This is a genomic window from uncultured Flavobacterium sp. (genome assembly GCF_951805225.1).
In the GTDB taxonomy this organism is placed as follows: domain Bacteria; phylum Bacteroidota; class Bacteroidia; order Flavobacteriales; family Flavobacteriaceae; genus Flavobacterium.
Window position 1 is genome coordinate 4,842,122 of the sequence record NZ_OX638201.1, and the last position, 22,359, is coordinate 4,864,480.

20 protein-coding genes are annotated in these 22,359 nt (G+C 31.6%); 15 read left to right on the top strand and 5 right to left on the bottom strand.

From position 1 onward, the window contains the following. Positions 1-72: 72 nt before the first annotated feature. Positions 73-1,413 carry an RIP metalloprotease RseP gene (rseP, locus tag WN975_RS20185; protein WP_337968054.1) on the bottom strand — a complete coding sequence of 447 codons (1,341 nt, stop codon included), beginning with the start codon at positions 1,411-1,413 and terminating at the stop codon, positions 73-75. Positions 1,414-1,757: 344 nt separating this feature from the next. Here rseP and WN975_RS20190 point away from each other — a divergent pair, with 344 nt between their 5' ends. The 15 genes from WN975_RS20190 (at position 1,758) to hflX (ending at position 19,700) form a co-directional block, all read left to right on the top strand. Continuing rightward, on the top strand, positions 1,758-2,078 hold the full coding sequence (locus tag WN975_RS20190) for a hypothetical protein (RefSeq protein WP_337968055.1): 321 nt from the start codon (positions 1,758-1,760) through the stop codon (positions 2,076-2,078). A gap of 64 nt (positions 2,079-2,142) precedes the next feature. Continuing rightward, positions 2,143-2,280, top strand: a complete 138-nt coding sequence (locus tag WN975_RS20195) for a class IIb bacteriocin, lactobin A/cerein 7B family (protein WP_337968056.1) — start codon at positions 2,143-2,145, stop codon at positions 2,278-2,280. Positions 2,281-2,346: 66 nt separating this feature from the next. Beyond that, positions 2,347-3,255, top strand: coding sequence for a hypothetical protein (locus WN975_RS20200; protein WP_337968057.1), 909 nt, complete (start codon positions 2,347-2,349; stop codon positions 3,253-3,255). Continuing rightward, complete coding sequence (locus WN975_RS20205; RefSeq protein ID WP_337968058.1) at positions 3,242-3,874, top strand: ATP-binding cassette domain-containing protein; 633 nt, start codon at positions 3,242-3,244, stop codon at positions 3,872-3,874. The genes WN975_RS20200 and WN975_RS20205 overlap by 14 nt, the downstream gene beginning before the upstream one ends. A gap of 301 nt (positions 3,875-4,175) precedes the next feature. Then, the gene (locus tag WN975_RS20210; protein WP_337968059.1) at positions 4,176-4,310 is read left to right on the top strand and encodes a hypothetical protein; all 135 of its coding nucleotides are present in this window, start codon (positions 4,176-4,178) and stop codon (positions 4,308-4,310) included. A gap of 366 nt (positions 4,311-4,676) precedes the next feature. Next, positions 4,677-5,060, top strand: a complete 384-nt coding sequence (locus WN975_RS20215; protein WP_337968060.1) for a hypothetical protein — start codon at positions 4,677-4,679, stop codon at positions 5,058-5,060. A gap of 478 nt (positions 5,061-5,538) precedes the next feature. Further along, the gene (locus tag WN975_RS20220) at positions 5,539-6,681 is read left to right on the top strand and encodes an HlyD family efflux transporter periplasmic adaptor subunit (protein WP_337968061.1); all 1,143 of its coding nucleotides are present in this window, start codon (positions 5,539-5,541) and stop codon (positions 6,679-6,681) included. A 6-nt stretch (positions 6,682-6,687) separates the two neighbouring features. Then, positions 6,688-8,838, top strand: a complete 2,151-nt coding sequence (locus tag WN975_RS20225) for a peptidase domain-containing ABC transporter (protein ID WP_337968062.1) — start codon at positions 6,688-6,690, stop codon at positions 8,836-8,838. A gap of 115 nt (positions 8,839-8,953) precedes the next feature. Further along, a complete protein-coding gene (locus tag WN975_RS20230; RefSeq protein ID WP_337968063.1) occupies positions 8,954-10,024 on the top strand; it encodes an NADH:flavin oxidoreductase/NADH oxidase in 1,071 nt (356 codons plus the stop codon). A 114-nt stretch (positions 10,025-10,138) separates the two neighbouring features. Beyond that, positions 10,139-11,179 (top strand): Gfo/Idh/MocA family oxidoreductase, encoded by a 1,041-nt coding sequence (locus WN975_RS20235; protein WP_337968064.1) that lies wholly within the window; start codon positions 10,139-10,141, stop codon positions 11,177-11,179. Between the two features lie 304 nt (positions 11,180-11,483). Continuing rightward, positions 11,484-12,701: an MFS transporter gene (locus tag WN975_RS20240; protein ID WP_337968065.1), complete on the top strand. Its 1,218-nt coding sequence runs from the start codon at positions 11,484-11,486 to the stop codon at positions 12,699-12,701. A 357-nt stretch (positions 12,702-13,058) separates the two neighbouring features. Then, positions 13,059-15,896: a carboxypeptidase-like regulatory domain-containing protein gene (locus WN975_RS20245; RefSeq protein ID WP_337968066.1), complete on the top strand. Its 2,838-nt coding sequence runs from the start codon at positions 13,059-13,061 to the stop codon at positions 15,894-15,896. Positions 15,897-15,917: 21 nt separating this feature from the next. Continuing rightward, entirely contained in the window at positions 15,918-17,267 is a 1,350-nt protein-coding gene (locus WN975_RS20250; RefSeq protein WP_337968067.1) for a DUF5689 domain-containing protein, read from the top strand. Positions 17,268-17,405: 138 nt separating this feature from the next. Then, positions 17,406-18,266: a hypothetical protein gene (locus WN975_RS20255; RefSeq protein ID WP_337968068.1), complete on the top strand. Its 861-nt coding sequence runs from the start codon at positions 17,406-17,408 to the stop codon at positions 18,264-18,266. A gap of 192 nt (positions 18,267-18,458) precedes the next feature. Further along, complete coding sequence (gene hflX, locus WN975_RS20260; RefSeq protein ID WP_337968069.1) at positions 18,459-19,700, top strand: GTPase HflX; 1,242 nt, start codon at positions 18,459-18,461, stop codon at positions 19,698-19,700. Between the two features lie 165 nt (positions 19,701-19,865). Here hflX and WN975_RS20265 read toward each other — a convergent pair whose 3' ends face one another. From WN975_RS20265 to WN975_RS20280, 4 genes are all read right to left on the bottom strand, one after another. Continuing rightward, positions 19,866-20,816, bottom strand: a complete 951-nt coding sequence (locus tag WN975_RS20265) for a DUF3078 domain-containing protein (RefSeq protein WP_337968070.1) — start codon at positions 20,814-20,816, stop codon at positions 19,866-19,868. Positions 20,817-20,893: 77 nt separating this feature from the next. Next, positions 20,894-21,403 carry a DUF2480 family protein gene (locus tag WN975_RS20270; RefSeq protein WP_337968071.1) on the bottom strand — a complete coding sequence of 170 codons (510 nt, stop codon included), beginning with the start codon at positions 21,401-21,403 and terminating at the stop codon, positions 20,894-20,896. 83 nt (positions 21,404-21,486) lie between these two features. Next, positions 21,487-21,810 (bottom strand): SUF system Fe-S cluster assembly protein, encoded by a 324-nt coding sequence (locus tag WN975_RS20275; protein WP_099710273.1) that lies wholly within the window; start codon positions 21,808-21,810, stop codon positions 21,487-21,489. Between the two features lie 79 nt (positions 21,811-21,889). Further along, positions 21,890-22,300: a GxxExxY protein gene (locus WN975_RS20280; RefSeq protein WP_337968072.1), complete on the bottom strand. Its 411-nt coding sequence runs from the start codon at positions 22,298-22,300 to the stop codon at positions 21,890-21,892. Positions 22,301-22,359 lie beyond the last annotated feature (59 nt).

The following is a 22,359-nucleotide window of genomic DNA, read 5'->3' on the forward strand; positions in this document are numbered from 1 at the left end:
TTAGCGAGTGCAAATATAGATCATTTTTTAGATTCTCAAAAACATTTTTGCACTTTTTATTAATTTTTTTTTCTACTTCATAATTGCTTTATAAATATCGTTTCCGTTAGCAAACAAAAGGAGTGCGATAAGTAAAACGAAACCAACCATTTGGGCATTTTCAAGGAATTTATCACTCGGTTTTCTGCCGCTAATTATTTCGTATAATAAAAACATCACATGACCACCATCAAGTGCCGGAATTGGCAATAAATTCATAACTCCAAGCATAATTGACAATAAAGCCGTAATTGACCAGAACGTTTCCCAGCTCCAAGAGCTTGGAAAAATGTTAAAAATTGCCGCAAAACCACCAACTTGTTTGTAAGCTTTAGTTTCAGGATTAAAAATCATTTTAAGCTGTTTTCCGTAACCTACTAATTGATCCTTACCTTTTTCTAGTCCAACCGGAATTGATTCAAAGAAGCTATAGTTTTTAGTACTGATCTTGTAGTAACCCAGTTTCTCTAATGATTTCATGTCTAAAGCACCAGCAAACACACCCAATGTTCCTTCTGGAGTAACTTTAAGCGTAATTGGCGTTTCTTTTAAGTCACGTAAAACAACAGCAGAAATTGTTTTTCCTTTATTATTAGCTAAGATTGCTTTTGCTTCGTCAAAATATTTTACTTTTTCTCCATTAAGAGAAAGAATCAAATCTTTAGCTTTCAAATTTTGATTAGGAGATGCATCATCAACTTTTCCAATTGCAAAAGGAATACGAATACTAACTAGCAAACCTTTTTCTTGTTTAGATAACTGATCAACAAAATCATTTGGTATAGTAATAGTTTGTTGTTGTCCGTTTCTTTCAACCAAAACCTGTTTAGCCATGATAATATTCATGTTTAAACTATTGTCGTAGTTCTCAACTTTTTTCCCATCGATAGATACTAGTTTGTCTCCAGTTTTAAAACCCGCTTTAATCATAGCTGGATTATCAACAAAAACACCATCTTTCAAATCAGAATTTGCAATATAAGTATCGCCATAAACAAATGCCATACCTATATATATAATGAATGCCAGAATAAAGTTTACCGTAACACCACCCAACATAATGATCAAACGCTGCCAAGCTGGTTTAGAACGAAATTCCCACGGTTGCGGAGGCAAAGCCATTTGTTCTTTGTCCATACTTTCGTCGATCATTCCAGAGATTTTTACATAACCTCCAAGCGGTAACCATCCGATTCCGTATTCAGTTTCGCCAATTTTCTTTTTTAATAGAGAATATTTAACATCAAAAAATAAGTAGAATTTTTCGACTCTGGTTTTAAATAATTTTGCAGGAATAAAATGTCCTAATTCGTGAAGAATAATAAGTAAAGATAAACTCAATAGAAATTGAGAGAGTTTGATAACTATATCCATTTTGTATTTTTAGTTCGTAATTTAACGCACAAAAGTAACGTTTCTATTTTAATTTGATAGTGCAATATAATACTTAAGGTTTTAAATTCTTGTTAATAATTGTGCTTAACTTTTAATAAAGCCAGTAAAGCTTATTTTGCTTCTACTTAATTAGTAATTCATTCGCTTAAAATGTTACAAAATACCCTATTGTGATATTTTAAAAACTTATTGAGGATGTTTTTTTAAACACCATTACCATAGTTTTATCTTTTTATAGAGGTGGTTAATTCGTAACTGTTTAACGCAGCTTTTTTCAAAATTCTCAAAAGATATATCCTTGTAGTAATTATATTTTATAAGCCATGAATTTTATTAAACAAATTGAACGAATTAAAAGAATACATAAGTTAATAAGTTCTGAGAAAACAGGAACACCTAATGCTTTTGCGAGAAAATTGTTTTTGAGCAGAAGTCAATTATACAATGATTTAGAAATAATTAAAGAACTTGATGCACCCTTAAAATATTGCAAAAAAAGAGAAAGTTTTTATTATGAAAGATCTTTTGAATTGGTACTGCATTATTCTTTAAAAATTATTATAGATGATGAATCAAGAGAAATTTTTGGTGGTTCTAACTTCCGTCCAGTTTTATTAGACGGAACTCTGATAAGTTTGCTGTAACAAAATAGTTCTCGAGAAAATGATTTTTGTTAAGATTATTAATTAACATTTAAAAAATTAAACTATGGAATTATCATTAGTGAATTTAGAAGATTTGAATTTAGTAGAGCTTAATGCTCAGGAAGTACAGGAAATTGAGGGCGGGATTATCCCACTAGTAATTGCAGTTTTCTTATTGTGGGGAACGCACCAAGCTTATTAATTGTTGGAAATTTTAAGGAACGAATTTACTATTTTAGTGATTCGTTCCTTTTTTTATTAATAAAACATGATTAAAATAATTCAAACATTAATACTAATTCGTCTTAGAAAATTTCTGCCTGCTAAGGATAAATTGGCTGTCATGATTTTTCTTTGTGGTTGCCTATTATATCTTTTCTGCTTAAATGAAAAGTTCCAAGTTTTACGAAACTATTCCCTTTTATTTTCTTTAGATATTTTTTTCTACCATCTTAATCGAAAAGATATTGAGTTGCTGAAACTAAATAAGAAATGGAAATTAATATTATTCGGAGAATATTTTATTTATAGTTTGCTCTATTTGCTTTTGCTTGTTATAAACAAAGAATATCTATTGGTTTTAATATATCTTGCTTTAATTACTGCGTATATTGTTGTTATTGTTCCTGAGTCTAATAATAAGATAATTAAATATCCTTTTAAATTATTTGACCCGTTTTGGCATATTTGCTGGAGAAGGAACAAGTTAGTTTTATTTCTTCCAATAACTGTCTTTCTTGTGATTTTAGGAGATTTATACAATAATGAAAACCTTATTATAGCTTCATTTTTTATAACATCATTATTTGGTGCATTGCCTTCTTTTCAAAGGGAATCTATAGAGAGTGTAAAAATTAGTTTTTATTGTGGTAAATATTACCTTAATAATCAATTCAAGACTGTAATTGTGAATTCATTAATGGTAACTATTCCATTAATTGTTAGTCTTCTTGTTTTTCAGAAATGGGAATTACTTTGTTTTGTCCCCTTAATTTTTGCAATTCCATTACTTAATATCATATTCAAATACTCATTCTTTAAGAATCAATTTCAACATCAACTTATGCTTGCTGTTTTTTTAAGCATGCTTCCGCTCGGAATACCTGTTATAGCTATTCCGTTTTTGTATTTAAAATCGGTTAAAACCATTAAAGCTATTCAGTATGCTTCAAATTGAAATAAAAAATAAGTCGTATAAAGACAAATTAGTTTTAGAAAATATTTCGATTTCTCTATCTAAAAATGGAATTTATGGAGTTGTAGGGAAAAATGGAGAAGGAAAAACTACATTATTTAAATGTATAATGGGGTTAACTTCTTTTGCAGGTTCTATTAACCATGCGAAAGAGCTTTCTCTTCATGGCAAAATTGCTTGGTGTCCTACGGAGCCTTTAATTTATGATGAATTAACTGCAAGAGAATTTGCGATTTTCTATCAGGAATTACTAAATATTGAGAATAATGATTTTCAAATGTTTGATGTGCCACAGGATAAATTAATTAAGGAGTTTTCTACAGGGATGAAAAAGAAAGCTTACATGAATGCTGTTTTACAGAAAACATATTCGATTTATATTTTCGATGAACCCTTCAATGGCTTAGATTTAGAATCTAATTATTTATTAATGAGTTATATTCGGGAATTATCAGAAACTAGTATTGTTTTTATTTCTTCTCATATTCTTGAAATACTGTATAAAGATTGTGATAAAATTTTTCTGCTAAAAAATAAAAAGATACAGGAGTTTGAAAAACATCAATATAATGAAATTTTAGAAGAATTATTCTCAAAATAAAATTGAGAATGCAGAGTTCCGTCCAATTTTTTTGGACGGAACTCTTGTAAGTTTGTTATAAAATAAGTTTTCGAGAAAATGATTTGTTGGATTTATTAATTAACCATTTAAAATTATGGAATTAGAAAATTTAAATTTAGTTGAGTTTAATGCTCAGGAAATAGAAGAAGTTGAAAGAGGGATATTGGGCAATTCTATTGACTGCTGTAGGGATGTCTTGCGTTGGTGCGGCATGGGTTTTTGATAAAGGAGAAGCTTATGGAAAGCATTTAGCTGAAAAATAATTGTTAAAAATCTTATCATGGAAATAATTGAATTAAAAGAGTTAACACAAAAGGAGTTAATTGAAATCGAAGCAGGATTTGGACCACTTTATTATGCCATTGTTGGTATATGGTCATTAGGTGTTAGCTATGGTTATTTAACTAATATATAATTGTAAAATGAAAGCTAAAAACAAAATTTACTCTTTGCTATTATATGCATTAGCAATTTTCATATTGTTAAGTATTTATATATTCCAAAAGGGAATGCTCTTTGGTAAAGCTTTGGCGGATTAGAAAATAACGTGAGAAATACTTAACTCTAGACCTCGCGTTTTTAATTATTGGAAGTTAATTAATAAGGTATTGAATATCCAGATATAAAAAATAATAATAAAGAAAACCCATCATTTAATGAGTATATTGGAATTTTATATTTTGGAAAGAAAATATCTTTTATTAGATCGTTATACTCAAAGATTAATTACTAAATAGCTATTAATTCCTTTGTTGACTTATTTCTGCTAAAATTTTAATTCATGGAAACAAATAAAGATTTAATTCTTAGAAGCATTAAATATCTGTCAGATTTTTTATCAGCTTTATTAAAACAAAAGCCTTTAGAAATTGAAGATATTGATGGTTATATTAACGAATTTACTTTGCAACACTTCGGTTTGTCACTAAAATTAGTTTTAGAAAAGCAAGCTGAAGAAATTGTGGATATAATTTCAGGGAATGTTGATTATGAAAATATTAAAGATTTTGCTGATCTATTATATATAAAGGTTGCTAGTGAAAACAACTTAGATTTTAAAAAGAAAATATCAGAAAAGATTATTCAATTGTATCAAATTTATCAAAGTAAATCAAATACTTATTCTTTTGAAATTAAGTTGAAAATCAATGAGTTGAAGGGTTAGTTTTTTTGTTTTCGGCTTTTCTGTGATTTTGGGAACAGTTGAACATTCATCATGAATGTCAGCTTTTAATTCATAGGAGTTTTTGAAGTAGTTTTATGTTTTTCAATTGAAATTTAAAAGAAAAATTTTAGCGATTCACATAAATATTAATTGTTAAAAAGAAAATTTACTAAACAATAGAGAGTATGCAAAATAATTTTTTTTCACAAAAAGACTTTTTTTTAAAAATAGTATTAACATCCATTATTGGGTTGTTTATGTTATATTTTATTGGATATGTAATAGGTCAAGCGTATTATTATTTCTGTCATTAAAGTCAAAAACAGATTTTTTGAGTTGTAAAACACCAAGAAGTCTTGGATATAATTTATACAATACTAATTCGAACGTCTTTTTTAATACTTTACTTATAAAGCCTGCTGTGGAGCAATTGTTTTTATTTGGGGGTATCTATCAGGTCATATCTTAAAATAAACCTATGAATTTTAGTTTAGATCCTATAAATACGCTCGAAAATTTAGTCGCAAAAAATAAAACTAAAAGTTTTTCGATTTACGTTATTATTGTTTTTGCAATTATAATATTTTTGGTGCTATTGCCAGTTATTAAAGTAGATATCAGTAGTCAAAGTCGAGGTATTATTCGCACTATGACTGACAATGTGCCTGTTACAACGATAGTTAGCGGTCGCGTAATATGGCTGTCGCTAAAGAATAATAACATTGTACAAAAAGGTGATACACTCATAAAAATTTCAAAAGAAAACTTAGAAACGGATAAAAGAACACAAGATACTTTGTCTGGTTCTGTTTCTGCACTTTTAAATGATGTTTCGAATTTACTACAAAATAAAACTTCAACTTTATCTACATCTGCGGCACGAGAGGATTTGTCTAAATTTCAGTCAGGTAAAAATGAATTACATAGTAAAGTTTCGCAGGCCCAAATAAATTACGACCGAAATAAAATATTGTATGATAAAGATATTATAGCAAAAGCTGATTTCGAAAAATTGGAGTACGAATTACGCTTAAATAAACAAGCTTTACAGAGTTATATAAACCAACAAAAATCTACTTGGGAAAATCAAAAAAGAGATTTAGAAGAACGATTAAAAAACCTAAATGGAACTGTTGCAAAAATAAAAGTAGAATCCAGTAATTATGTTGTTCTTGCCCCTATTTCTGGAACAATAGAAAATTTTTCAGGGATTCAAATAGGTTCCTATATAAATGCGTCACAATCTATTGCTACAATTTCGGCGGTAGATCGCCTTATTGTAGAGAATACTATTTCTTCCAACGATATTGGACTTATTAAAAAGAATCAGAAAGTAAAATTTCAATTAGATGCTTTTAATTATAATCAATGGGGTTTTTTAGAAGGGAAAGTAATTGATATTGATCGAAATATAACCATACAAGGAGAGCAGGCTTTTTTTAAAGTTCGCTGTGCTTTAGATTCAACAACACTACAATTAAAATCAGGTTATCAAGCCAATATCTCTAAAGGTATGACCTTAACCACAAGATACATTATAACTCGCAGAAGCTTGTTTGATTTATTATTTGATAAAATAGACGATTGGCTAAATCCAAAACAAGTATCATCAAAAAAATAATTAAAAATGGCTTCAATAAAAATAAAGCAACATGATATTAAAGATTGTGGTGCTGCTTGTTTGGCATCTATTGGAAACCATTTCAAGATTAATCTTCCTATAGCTAGAATTCGTCAGTATGCTAATACAGACAAAAGAGGAACAAATGTATTGGGAATTATTGAAGGTGCCGAAAAAATGGGATTTACCGCCAAAGGGGTAAAAGGTAGTTTAGATTCTCTGGATAAAATTCCACTTCCAGCTATTGCACACATCATTACAAAAGAGCAATTTCATCATTATGTTGTAATTTATAAAGTTGAAAAATCTAAAATCACCATTATGGACCCTGGTTTTGGTAAGATGGAAATTTATACTTTTGAAGATTTTCAAAAAATATGGTCAGGTGTTTTTATTCTTTTTGCACCTAATGATTCTTTTAAAGCCTCAAATGACATAACCTCTCCGGTAATGCGGTTTTGGAATTTAATTCAACCACACAAAATTATTTTAATTCAGGCTTTGGTTGGTGCCGTAGTATTTACTCTACTAGGATTGACGATGTCTATTTATATTCAAAAAATTACAGATTATGTTTTGGTAGGCGGTAATAGAAATTTACTCAATTTATTAAGTATTTCTATGATTGTAATTATCTTGCTTCAAGCTTACATTGGTTCGAAGAAAAGTATTTTTGTAATGAAAACGGGACAGTTAATCGATGCAAAATTAATTCTCGGTTACTATAAACATTTACTTCATTTACCGCAACGTTTTTTTGATACGATGCAAATAGGCGAGATTACATCCAGAATAAATGATGCTGTAAAAATTCGTTCTTTTATAAATGAAGTAGCGATCGAAATGATTGTAAATGTTTTTATTGTGATTTTCTCATTCGCTTTAATGTTTACTTATTATTGGAAATTAGCATTGGTTATTTTACTAGTGATTCCGTTTTATACTGCAATTTATTTTCTTTTGAATAAATTCAATAAGAAAGTCGAAAGAAAAATTATGGAGAATGCCGCTGAATTACAAACCCAATTAGTTGAAAGTATTACTCATGTCAGGACCGTAAAAGAATTTGGAATAGAAGAGTTTTCTAACATAAAAACGGAAAATAAATTTGTAAAATTATTGTTCACAACTTACAAATCAGGTTTAAATGTAGTGTTTGCGAATACTTCTACGCAGTTTTTAGCATCTGCATTTACAGTGGTTCTCATGTGGGTTGGATCTGGATATGTAATTGAAAGGTTTATTACTCCGGGAGAATTGTTTTCTTTTTATGCTTTAATAGGTTATTTTACTTCACCTGTCGCTTCTTTAATAAGTATGAATAAAACAGCGCAAAATGCATTAATTGCGGCAGACAGACTTTTTGAAATAATGGATTTGGAAAGAGAAGAGACAGAAAATAAAGTTGAATTAAATAAAGAGAATCTAGGAGACATAAAATTTGAAAATGTTTCTTTCCGTTATGGATCACGAATAGAAGTTTTTAAAAATTTCAATGCTATATTCAAAAAAAATGAGACAACAGCAATTGTAGGAGAAAGTGGTAGCGGAAAGACAACTTTGATTTCACTTCTTCAAAATTTATACCCAATAAAAGAAGGAAAAATTTATATTGGAGAATATGATATGCAATTTATCCATTACCAAAGTTTGAGAAAAATTGTTGGGGTAATTCCCCAACAGCTTAATTTGTTTTCAGGAAATATTATTGAAAATATTGCATTAGGAGATTCATTTCCAAATATTCAGGAGGTTTTAAATTTGTCAAAACAACTTGGAATAACAGATTTTGTCGAAAAGCTACCCAATGGTTTTGAAACCCAAATTGGAGAAAATGGTGCAATGCTTTCCGGAGGACAAAAACAGCGAATTGCAATAGCGAGAGCATTATACAAAAATCCAGAAATTTTATTAATGGATGAAGCGACAGCATCATTAGACACTAATTCTGAAAAAGTTGTAAAAGATGTTATTGACGACTTTAAATTGCAAGGCAAAACTATAATTGTTATTGCTCATCGTTTAAGTACAATCGCAAATGCAGATATAATACTAGTAATGAAGAACGGTGCTATTGTTGAATCTGGGAGTCATAATATCTTATTGGAAAAAAAAGGAGAATATTATAATCTGTGGAGTAAACAGAATTTATTTTAAATGTTTGTTAATTAATAAACATTTAGAATTCTACTTTTCCGAAGAAGCTTTAACTTTACTTTTTTAAAGACTATCATACCTTATAGGTAGTACAAAACCATTAAAAGTTACAATTATGGCGTCACTATTATTTTCTCCACTTAAGATAAAAGAAATTACATTAAAAAACAGAATCGTTATTTCGCCAATGTGTCAATATTCCGCAATCGACGGATTTGCAAACGATTGGCATTTGGTTCATCTTGGCAGTCGTGCCAGCGGTGGAGTTGGTTTAATCATTCAGGAAGCAACCGCAGTTTCTCCCGAAGCAAGAATTTCACCTTCAGATCTTGGAATTTGGAAAGATGAGCATATCGAGAAACTAAAAACAATCAACGAATTTATCGTTTCACAAAATGCCATTCCGGGAATTCAGTTGGCACATGCCGGCCGAAAAGCAAGTGTTTCTGCTCCTTGGGAAGGCAATAAAAAATTAGATTTCGCTCAAGGCGGATGGCAGACAGTTTCGGCAAGCGCGATTCCGTATCACGATGACGAACCGTTTCTTCCGGAAGCTTTAGACAAAAATGGAATCCAAAAAATAATTTCAGATTTCAAATCATCAACAAGACGAGTTGTTGAAGCTGGTTATAAAGTGTTGGAAATTCATGCGGCACATGGTTATTTATTGCACCAGTTTTTATCTCCACTAACCAATATCAGAACTGATGAATACGGCGGAAGTTTCGAAAATAGAATTCGTTTTACCTTAGAAATTCTGGAAGCAGTTCAAACCGAATGGCCTTCAGATTTGCCTTTATTCGTTAGAATTTCAGCAACAGATTGGGCAGAAGGTGGATGGAATCCGGAAGAATCTGTACAACTTTCGAAAATATTAAAAGAAAAAGGAATAGACCTGATCGATGTTTCGTCAGGCGGATTAGTTTCTTATCAAAAAATTCCTGTTGGACCAGGTTATCAGGTTAATTTTGCAGCTAAAATCAAAAAAGAAGCACAAATAATAACCGGAGCAGTTGGTTTAATTACTGAAGCCAAACAAGCCGAAGAAATTTTAAAAAACAATCAGGCCGATTTGGTTTTGTTCGCCAGAGAATCGCTAAGAAATCCAAACTTACCTTTAGATTTTGCCAAAGAATTAAACGACGATATTCAATGGCCAAAACAATACGAAAGAGCTAAAATTTAAATTCTATTAACCCACGACCCGAGCGATAGCGAACAGGCGAAGCAATTCACGAATTACAAAGCTTTCTTTTAAAATTAATTCGTGAATTCGTGGCGAAAAAAAATCTATACCAAAATGCAAAAAATAAAAACAGCACTATTATCATACGGAATGTCGGGGAAAGTTTTTCACGCTCCATTTTTAAATATTCATCCGGGATTTGAATTATTAGGTTCTTGGGAAAGAAGCAAAAAACTAATTCAGGAAGATTATCCAAGCGTAAAAAGTTATCCTTCAATCGATGATTTATTAGCAGACGATGTCGATTTGGTAATTGTAAATACGCCAGTTGGAACACATTTCGAATATGCTAAAAAAGTATTATTAGCAGGAAAACATGCCGTTGTAGAAAAAGCATTCACTACAACTGTTGCCGAAGCCGAAGAATTAGCAACAATCGCAAAAGAAAAAGGTTTGAAATTAGCCGTTTTTCAAAACAGAAGATGGGATAGTGATTTCAAAACCGTCCAAAAAATAATTAAAGAAGGAGTTTTAGGAGATTTGGTCGAAGCCGAATTTCATTTCGACAGGTATAATCCTTTATTGAGTGCAAAAGCACACAAAGAAACCGCAAATGACGGAGCAGGAATCCTGAAAGATTTAGGACCGCATTTAATCGATCAGGCAGTTTGTTTATTTGGTTCACCAAAATCGGTTTTTGGAGATATTCGTTATACAAGAGACAATTCTTTAGTAGACGATTGGATTGATTTATTGCTGATTTACGAAAATTTCAGTGTGCGACTAAAAGCAAGTTTCTTCGTTAGAGAAGCAAATCCGGCATACACAATTCACGGAAAAAAAGGTTCTTTCTTAAAACCTCGTGGCGATGTTCAGGAAGATGAATTGAAACTCGGCAAAAAGCCAAACTTAGAATCTTGGGGAACAGAATCTGAAACTTTACAAGGACTTTTGCACACAGAAATAGACGGAAAAGAAATCAGAGAGAAAATCCCAACACTTCAGGGAAATTACTTTTCGTTTTTTGATGGCGTTTATGATTCGATTGCAAACAACAAAGTCGAACCAGTTACAGCACAAGACGGAGTAAAAGTCATGCAAATTATCGAAGCTGCAATCGCAAGTAATGCGCAGCAAAAAGTGATTAATTTGTAAATAAAATTGCCCGCGGATTTGACGGATAAAACGGATCAACGCAGATTTTTTTTAAAATTACATTGTAGAGACGCACAGCAGTGCGTCTTTTTTTATGGTATAGATAGAAAACCTTAGTCCCTTAGCATCTCAGAATCTTAGTCTCTTAAAAACAACCTTTGTCCCTTTGCAACTCTGAACCTTTGCCCCTTTTAAAGAAATTTATAAACATACAACGTTATAAATTCACGAACTAGTCGGGTTTTATAGTCTGTAAAATTGCTTTTTAGTACTTTTATGGTATTAAATCTAAAATGCATTCACTTTGATCAATTTCAATCCATTATCATTATTCCAAACCAAGGGAAAAATCAAGAAAGTCTATAGAGAGGCAAAAGCTTCCTATTTAAACCGAATTCGTTTTGCTGTTGGAATGTTTTATTTCGGAATGGGTTTGAGTTTTGCAACTTGGGCGAGTAGAATTCCGGATATTAAAACCGCCTTGCATTTGACCGAAGGAGATTTGGGTTCAATACTTTTTGCGCTTCCAATGGGGCAATTGGTAATTATGCCTTTTTCGGGAAAAATGGTAACCAAATTCGGGAGTCACCGTATTTTAGTTTTCTCCTTAATAATGTATGTTTTGTGTCTGGCTAATTTAGGTTTGGCAACTTCAGCCTTACAATTATCGCTGGGATTATTTCTGTTTGGATTATTTGGAAATCTAGCCAATATCGCCGTAAACACACAAGGCGTTTATACAGAAGTTCTTTTTAGAAAAACCATTATGTCATCGTTTCACGGAATGTGGAGTTTTGCCGGATTTACAGGAGCTTTAGTTGGTTTAGGAATGTTAGCTTTAAACCTCACACCATTTCATCACTTTCTAATTGTTGGAGGAATTGTGTTGCTAATGGTTGCATTGAATTTTAAATTTTTAGTCAAAGCCAAAGAAAAAATTAAACATAAAACTTCTGAAAAGAAAAAGCTTTTTGTAAAACCTGATAGTGCCTTAATCTGGCTTGGCGTAATTGGTTTTTGCAGCATGGCAAGCGAAGGCGTAATGTTTGACTGGAGCGGAGTTTACTTTAAAGATGTCGTGAAAGCGCCCGGACCATTAGTAATTTTAGGATATACTTCATTCATGATTATGATGGCAAGCGGAAGATTTTTAGGAGATGGATTAATCAATAAATTTGGTCGTGAACGTGTGATGCAAATTAGCGGAATCATGATTTCGGCGGGACTTTTTACAGCAGTTTTTCTACCTTATATTATTCCTTGTACAATTGCTTTTATGGCAGTTGGTTTAGGAGTTGCGACAATTGTACCAACTGTTTATAGCATGGCAGGAAAAAATCCAACAGTTCCGCCAGGCGAAGCTTTAACCATAGTTTCAAGCGTAAGTTTTTTGGGATTTTTAATGGGGCCACCAGTTATTGGTCACATTGCAGAAACTTTTGGGCTTAAATTTTCTTTTGCTTTTATAGGAGTTTTTGGTGTTTTGATTGCCTTTTTGGTATCTAAAATAAGAACTACATAGTTTTTTAAGTTACTATTTGTCATTTCGACGAAGGAGAAATCACACTAGAAACTCTATGCCTAAAGTCGCCAATCTTTGTCGAGTTACGCGTGTGATTTCTGCTTTGTCGAAATGACATAAAATGAGAAAAAAGCTCCACTATCATTTTTATTTTAAAATTTAATTAAAAATAAAGCAATTTCTTGTTAATTTTTAAACTACATTTGGCTTCAAATCAATATTTGTTTTGTTGATTTTGAATTTCGCATAACTCTTTTCCAGAAACCAATTCTATCTTTTGATGTAAAGATTAAAATGTTTTAAACCAAAGCAATTTTAATCTAAAAACTATTTATCAAAAATAAGTTGGGGATTTCTATGGGAAAAAAATACGTGTTGCTTTTTATTTTATTGTCTTTTAAGGTTGCTTTTGCACAACAGGAAACTACATTCGTTGGAATAGTACTGGATTCGAAAACACAAAATCCTTTAGAAAATGTTGTTGTAAGTATTCAAAATTCGGCAGCGACAGAACTCACAAACAAAAACGGAAAATTTGAATTACATTCTGTAAAAACAGGCGAACAATTGCTTTTGCTACACAGTCAGGGCTATAAAGATTTACTTTTAAAAGTCCAGTCAAACTTTGGGCAAAAAGTAAATTTAGGAATACTTCAATTAGAAGATCGCTTTTCAGACGAAACACCTTCAGCCTTAATTTCTTTATTAGAAAGCGATTTATCAGACGATAGCAGTTCATCAGAAATGACTTCCGGTTTATTACAATCCTCAAAAGATGCTTTTATGCAAGCGTCCGCATTCAATTGGGGTCAAGCCCGATTTAGAGTTCGTGGTTTAGATAGTGAAAACGGAACCATGATGCTAAACGGCATGGTGATGAACAAAATCTATGACGGAAGACCACAATGGAGCAATTGGGGCGGTTTGAATAACGTGCTAAGAAATCAGGAATTCTCTGTTGGAGCAGCAGCTTCAAACTATACATTTGGTGGCGTTTTGGGAACACAGCAAATATTTACCCGAGCTTCAACGTATCGAAAAGGCACACAACTAACATTCTCAGGAAGCAATACAACTTACAATTTACGAGCAATTGGTACTTATGTCTCAGGAATGAATGCTTCTGGTTGGGCATTTGCGATTTCGGCAGGAAAACGTTGGTCAGGAGAAGGCTATTTTGAAGGAACAAATTTTGACGCAGAATCCTTTTTTATAAGCGTAGAAAAGAAATTAAACAAAAGACAATCTTTAAATTTTACCGGATTTTATACACCAAGTTCTCGCGCAAAAAACTCGGCAAACACAAATGAAGTAACACAATTAACGAACGAGAAATACAATTCATATTGGGGCTTTCAGAATGATGAGAAACGAAATGCCAGAATTAAGAAAGTCGAAGAACCGTTGTTAATGCTTAATCATTATTTTAAGATCAATGAAAAAACAAATCTGAATTCGAGCGTAATGTATCAGTTTGGAAAAGTAGGAAACAGCACCATAGATTATCAAAACACAAACAGCCCGGATCCTACTTATTATCGGAAATTACCAAGTTATTACAGTTCTCTTTATGCAAAAGATAATGGAGAATTCTCAGGAGAATTTACGCCGGATTATGAAAGTGCCGAGAAAAGTAAAATATCATTTCTCAAAAATCCTCAAATAGATTGGGAAGCAATATATCAGGCAAATCAAAAGCCAATTATAAATTCTAATGGAGTGATTACAGGTTATGAAGCTTCGCAAAGTCATTATGTTTTATATGAAGATCGAACCGACGATAATACAATTGCGGCAAATTCAAATTTAAACATACAGTTTTCAGAAAATAGTGCTTTTGATGGCGGACTTACCTTTAGAAATTTGAAATCCCATCAGTTTCAATATCTTTTAGATTTACTTGGAGGACAATATTTTGAAGATAAAGATACTTTTTACAGCGGAGATGCAGCACAATCAGATTCGCAAAATCCGAATCGTCAAGTAAAAGAAGGTGATATTTATGGCTATAATTATAATTTTACAGCAACTACAATTGATGCTTTTACGCAGTTTAAATTCTCCTATAAGAAGGTTGATTTTTATTTAGGACAATCTTATTCCTTTTCAAATTATCAAAGAGAAGGATTGTATCAAAACGGAATTTATCCAACATCTTCTCTTGGCAAAAGTGAAAAAGTCAATTTTGAAAATTTTGGTTTTAAAGGCGGATTCACGTATAAAATTTCAGGAAAACAGTGGTTGTTTTTTAACGGAATGCATCTTACAAGAGCGCCATCACTTCGGAACACATTTTCGAATTCACGTTTAAATAATTCTGTTGTTGACGGAATCGAAAATGAAAATATCAGTAGTGCCGAAGCGAATTATGTTTATCATTCTCCGAGGCTTAAAATGCGATTTACAGGATATTATACTTTGATAAAAAACACAACCAAAACTTCCTTTTTTTACGCCGAAGGAATTTTTGACAGAGGCGCAAGTTATAATAGTACAGATGCTTTTGTCAGCCAGACTTTAACTCATTTAGACAAGAAAAATATTGGGCTTGAACTGAGTTTTGAATATCAAATTTCAATAACATTAAAATCGACTTTTTCTGCTGCTTATGGCAATTATACCTACAATAGTAACCCAAATGTTTCAATAACAAATGATGCAAATGTAGCCAAAGGAGACAGTCAGGCAACTTTTGATTTTGGAGAATCTTATCTTAAAAATTACAAACAATCAGGCATGCCGCAACAAGCCTATTCATTTGGATTGGAATATCGAGATCCGAAATATTGGTGGCTGGCATCGAACATTAATTATATAGCGGAAAGTTATATCGATGTTTCACCCATTGCAAGAACAGCAAGGTTTTATAAAAATTCGATAAGCGGTCTGGTCTTTCCCGAAGCGACAGAAGAGCGCACATTTACATTATTAAAACAAGAAAAATTTGATCCAATGGTACTTTTAAATGTTTCCGGAGGGAAGTCGTGGAGAATCTCCCGAAAATACATTGGGCTTTTTGCGAGCATAAATAATGTTTTGGATTTAACTTATAAAACAGGCGGTTTTGAACAAGCCAGAAATGCCAATTTTAGAGCACTTAATCAAGATGTATCAAGTGGAACGCCGTCTTTTGGACCCAAATATTTTTACGGATACGGACGAACTTATTTCGTGAATCTGACCATCAGTTTATAAAAATTTAAAAACATATTTCTAATGAAAAATAGATTCTTAATTCTCTTTTTAGCATCATTATTCGCCTTTTTTTATAGTTGTAATAATGAAGTTGAAATTCCAAAATTAGCATGTACACAACCTGATTTAACGATAAATCAAACGGTTCAAAAAGTCAAAGATATGTCAGGTTTAGTTCCCAAACAATACAGTTATAATGATGTAATTGAGGCATACGTTGTATCAAGTGATCAGGAAGGAAACTTTTTTAAGGCAATTTCATTTCAAACTTTGGCAACGGACAAAACACCAGCAATAGGATTTAGTATTCCGGTTGATGTTTCAAATTCCTATATTGATTTTCGTATTGGAAATAAAGTTTACATAAAACTTAAAAATCAGTTTACAGATCTGTATTTTGAAGGTTTACGCATCGGAAGTTTGTATGTAAGTAATGCCGGAGATCCAACAATTGGGAGGGTTTCGCAAAATGATTATAAAAATGTATTAAATGCTTCCTGTACAATTATTGATGAAAGTCAGTTGGTTCAGACGGTTTCTATTGAAGAAGCATTAAACGAAAGTAAACTCAATACATTAATAGAATTAATAAATGTGCAATTTACGGAAGCAGCAATTGGACGACATTATTTTGAAGAATCAAATAATGTTGGAGGTTCTACAAATTGGAATTTAAGAGATAAAACAGGAAATCAAATTATATTCAGAACAAGTGGTTATGCCAGTTTTGCAGATCATTTTGTACCCGAAGGAAGTGGAAAAGTCAGAGGGATATTGACAAAATTTGGATCAGATTATCAATTGATGATCAGGTCAGAAGAGGATGTAGAAATGAACGGGAAAAGAAACATTCCGTTTTTTGATGAAGATTTTCAAACGGTAAAGAATAATGTGAATTTTGCTTTGCCGGGTTGGAGTAATATTGTGCAAAAAGCTTCAAAATTATGGAAAAGCATGTTGTATGCCGGAAACGGATATGCAGAGTTTAATACAACAAGTACAACAGCTGCCGAAAATGTTGCATGGCTCGTAACTCCAAAAATCAATTTAGGCGATTATAAAAATGTGGTATTTTCTTTTAGAAGCGCACAACATGATTTAAAAGTTGATTCGCCATTGAATTCATTAGAAGTTTATGTGTCAACAGACTTTAACGGATCAAGTGTTACTAAAGCAAATTGGACAAAACTAGAGGCTAATTTTCCATCATTGTCAACGCCTTCGCGACAGTTTATAAGTTCAGGAGGAATTGATTTGTCTTCATATTCGGGAAATATTCATATTGCATTTAAATACATCGGATCTGGAAAAGATAAAACGCTTAACGGTGCTTTTATGGTGGATGATGTTAGAATTTTTGGCGAAAAGTAGGTTGTGTTTTCTTTAAAAATATATTTAAAGTGTTGATTTTTAGATAATAATTTAATAGTGTACTGTTTTTGAGATTTAAACTGTTAAAAATTGATAGAATTTTGTATTTTGGTCATCCCAAACTAATACAAATACTACATGAAAACCTACTTTATCGCCATCATGATGATGGTTTTACCATGCATGCTGCACAGTCAGGACAGCCCGGTTCGATTAAAACAAATTAACATTGTCAAAACAAATTATCAAAACTCTAAAGATGGAGAAATCGTAAATAAAACGGTTTTGTTCAAAGACGGAAAAATCCAGACTATTACAACTTCTGATGTTATACAGCATTTCTTTTACAATCCTAAAGGACTTTTGGATATGACCGTAAAAGACAAAGTTGGAAGTGATTGGAAAGAAGTCGTAAATTACTCTTATGATGCTGATAATAACATTACAAAATTTGTAAAGAAATATCAGGAAGGACCTGATTATATTACTAAAGTTGTGACATTTGCTTATGAAGGCGCAAGGATAAAAGTAACAACTAAAAAAAGTACAAATCATCAGAATTTAGTTGATGATATAGAATATATCGTTGAAAACGGAATTATCGTAAGACGTACTTCACGTGATAGAAATAAAGCAATTATTGGTAAAATCGAATATGTTTACACCAATGATAATGTTGTAAAACATAAAGGTTTGGTTGGAGATAAAATTTCTAAAACCTATACTTTTGATGACAAAAAATCTGTAGATCAGTTAATTGTTCAAAGTCTTTTTGGAGATAATTATAAAGTAATTGTACCGATGATTTCTTATCATGAAGACGAATTTAGTTTTGAAGCAATCTCTTATAATAACGAAGTAAACTTTAGTCCATCGTCTGCAGTTTTAGTTGCTGTAAGTAGAAAATACAAATACAATAAATTAAATTTTCCGATTTCATGTTCTCAAATTGAAGAAAATGGAATTGTAAAAACTGAAAAAACATTTATTTACGAATAGTTTTTGTCTTTCGACTTAATTTAAAAACCATTTAAAAATTAGATTTTATTGAGATTAAGTTCTTGATATTTTTAATTTTTGAATGGTTTCTGTTTTTAGGAAACATGATAAAATGCTAATAAGAACTTAAAAAAGAAATTCTGTAAGCGTTAGTACCTTACAAATCATTAAATTTGCACCTTATTCAAAGCTATGTTAGAAAAAGAAGTTATAAATTTTGAGAGAACAGCCATTGTTGGTATTGTGACTCAAAACCAAAGTGAGGAAAAACTTAACGAATATCTGGATGAATTGGAGTTTTTGACTTTTACCGCTGGTGGTGAAGTTATTAAACGCTTTTCTCAAAAAATGGAGCGCCCAAACCCAAAGACTTTTGTTGGAACAGGAAAAATAGAAGAAATCAATCTTTTTGTAAAAGAACATGATATATCGACTTTAATATTTGATGACGAATTATCACCATCGCAGCAAAAAAATATTTCTAAAATTATAGATTGTAAAATCTTGGACAGAACCAATTTGATTCTGGATATTTTTGCGCAAAGAGCCGAAACTTCATACGCAAGAACTCAGGTTGAGTTGGCGCAATGTATCTATTTATTGCCAAGACTTTCGGGATTATGGACACACCTTGAGCGTCAAAAAGGTGGTATTGGTATGCGTGGTCCGGGAGAAACGGAGATCGAAACCGATAGACGTATTGTACGTGACAGAATTTCGTTATTGAAAGATAAAATCAAAACGATTGACAAACAAATGGGTGTTCAACGAAGCAATCGTGGCGCGATGGTGCGTGTTGCATTAGTTGGTTATACCAATGTTGGAAAATCGACTTTGATGAATGCTGTTGGTAAAAGTGATGTTTTTGTTGAAAATAAATTGTTTGCAACTCTGGATACAACAGTTCGAAAAGTGGTTATTAAAAACTTGCCATTTTTGCTTTCAGACACTGTAGGATTTATTAGAAAATTGCCAACACAATTGGTTGATTCTTTTAAAAGTACGCTTGATGAAGTTCGTGAAGCAGATTTGTTGTTGCACATTGTAGACATTTCGCATCCTGATTTTGAAGATCATATTGAATCTGTAAATCAGACTTTGCAGGATATAAAAGCACATGAAAAACCAGTTATAATGGTTTTTAATAAAATCGATGCTTATAAACATTTGACGATTGATGAAGATGATTTAATGACGGAAAAAACGCCAAGACATTATACACTTGATGAGTGGAAAACGACTTGGATGCATCGTTTAGGCGAAGATAATGCACTGTTTATTTCGGCGACGAATAAAGAAAATTTTGAGGAGTTTAGAGAAAGAGTTTATGAAGCTGTTCGTCAGATTCATATCACGAGATTTCCTTATAATAAATTCTTGTATCCGGATTATAAAGACGCAATCGAAAAAGAAGAAGAACAAGATCAAGAATAAATAGAAATTTTTACAGCAAAGAGCGCAAAGATTTTTATATTGAAAGTATCTCATAAAACACAAAGTTCGCAAAGCTAAATCTATATAGCTTTGCGAACTTTGTGTTTATTAAGCGCAATCTAAGAAAAGACTTTTGCGCTTTTTGCGGTAAAATACAGTTTCAGATTAAAATCCGAAATTAACTCCTAAGCCAAATACTTCTCTCGTTTGAAAACCTTGAAAAGCATTGTCATCATAAATTGCCTGAAAGGATAAATTAGCAGATAAAAATTTATTTACTTTCATGATAATATTCAATGAGTAATTGATATCTACGTTTTGAGGATCTTCTAAATAGTTAGAATATAAATTCAGAATATTTTCGGCAGTCACGTTGGTCATAATGGCTAATTTGTAATAAACAGAAGCATAAAAACCAAGTTCGTAACGCATCGTTTTATTCGCGTCTACACCAAAATAATCTCCACTAACATAAGGTAAACCTGTTGCCTGATCGATACCTGAAGTATAAGCACCATCAACAAAAGTGAACTTTGAGGTTAAAGGCGCAAAATTTATTTTCAGATTATCATCTTTTGTCCAGTAAATACCGGGACCGGTAGTAAGATAACCCGGAGACATGAATTTTGTATTTTCCGTTCTGATTTCTTTTCCATTCTCATCTTTTCCATACAAATAACCAGTTGAGAATTGAGTTCTGAAATTTAGAAAATAAGAGTAATACCATTGACCAAAAGCCTTTTTTCCAAGAATTGAATTGAATTCAAAGCGGTCATCAGTTTTCTTTTCGAAGTCAGCATTTTTAGTTTGCAAAAGTCCGTAAGACGCTAAAACTTTGTTGTCCCAGGTAAGATCGTTCTTTTTGTAATTGAAATCATAGTTGATTCCTAAAGTACCTGAAAAACTATCTTCACCTCCAGCAATCCAATTGTTGAAGCTTGATTGATTTAATAAAAGAGAAACGGTTCCTTTTGTTTTCCAGCCTTCACCTTCGATAGTGTCATTTATTTTCTTGACTGCTTTTTCGGTATTCTGAATTAATTCTTTTTCTGAATTTTGGGCTTGAACAAAAGTTAAGTTCGCTAAAACGAAGAGTAATAAAGCTAGCTTTCTCATGGTTTTTAATTTAAGTGTATTAACAAATATACTAAAAACCGAGAAAAGGTGTAGGATTTATTGTCTATAAAAGGAAGTTATTTCTTGGATTCTTTGTATAAAGGTACTGCAGAACAAGCTTCGCCATACATAATGCTTCTTGCAAATGGCTGTAAGTAAGTTGTCGCCAAAATATACGCGCGCATAGGAACTGGTTTTCTGGAACAGCCTTTTACAATAACGGGTTTGCTTTTGTATGCCGAGTAATCAATTGTAGGCAAGATTTCTTCGTATAAACTAGCGTCAAGATCTTCTATTGTTCCATTTACTACTTTTTTGGCAAATGGAGCTAATTGTACTGCTACTAAAATTAATGCCCAAGCAGGAACTATAGCATCTGTACTGCAATTTACTGCCACATATTGATCTTGATATTGTGACCAATCGTGATTTTTTAAATGCTCTCTAAAGTCTTTTTCTTTCAATAAAAAACCTTCTAAAAGCCATTGCGAAATATCAATTTGCACACGAGCTCCTTTTGGATAATAATCCTCAAGATCAAAAACTTCTAATGCGCTATTGGCAACTTTATTAATGATTTCTTCCATAAGTGAAGTCTTAAAGTTTTAAAGTTGAAAGTCACAAAGCCATTAACTTTTGACTTTATGACTTTCAACTTTATGACTATTTATTAAAGCATTCCTAATTCTAATTTTGCTTCTTCGCTCATTAAATCTTTACTCCAAGGCGGATCAAAAGTAATTTCAACATCAACATCTTTAATGTTTTCAATTGTTTTTACTTTTTCTTCAACTTCTCTTGGTAAACTTTCCGCAACAGGACAGTTTGGAGACGTTAAAGTCATTAAGATTTTTACTTCGAAATCAGTATTTACCATTACGTCATAAATCAAACCTAATTCGTAAATATCTACAGGAATCTCTGGATCGTAAATGCCTTTTAAAACTTTTACAATTGATTCTCCTAATTCGTTTGTGTCTATTTCTTGTTCCATTTTTTGTGTGTTTTACCATATAAGTTATATAAGTTCATTTAAGCATTGCACTTATTATTATATGGTTATTCTTTATTTGTTAATCTTCTAACCAACGGTATAATTCGTTGATATATGTTTTTTGACCTTCGTGATAAATATTTGTAACATTGAAATTTATCATTAGTCCTATCGGAGATTTTAAAAGCTTCATGTATGACATTAATTTTGCAATATGAATTGGTATAATTTTATCAACAGCTTTTAATTCCAGAACTAAGCAGTTTTCAATAAATAAATCACATCTTAAATCAGATTCCAATTTTACGCCTTTATATTCAACCGGAATTATTAATTCAGATTGAAAATTAATTCCTCTTAAAGATAATTCCTTAATCATACATTTATGATAAATATTCTCTAAAAGTCCGGCTCCAATATTTTTATGAACTTCAATTGCTGCACCATTTACATGGTAAATTAAATCAGTCAAATATTTCTTTGTAATCATGCTTTCTTAGCAAGATATAAAAATAAAAAGAAAGATAAAACTTACTTTAATTGTTTTTT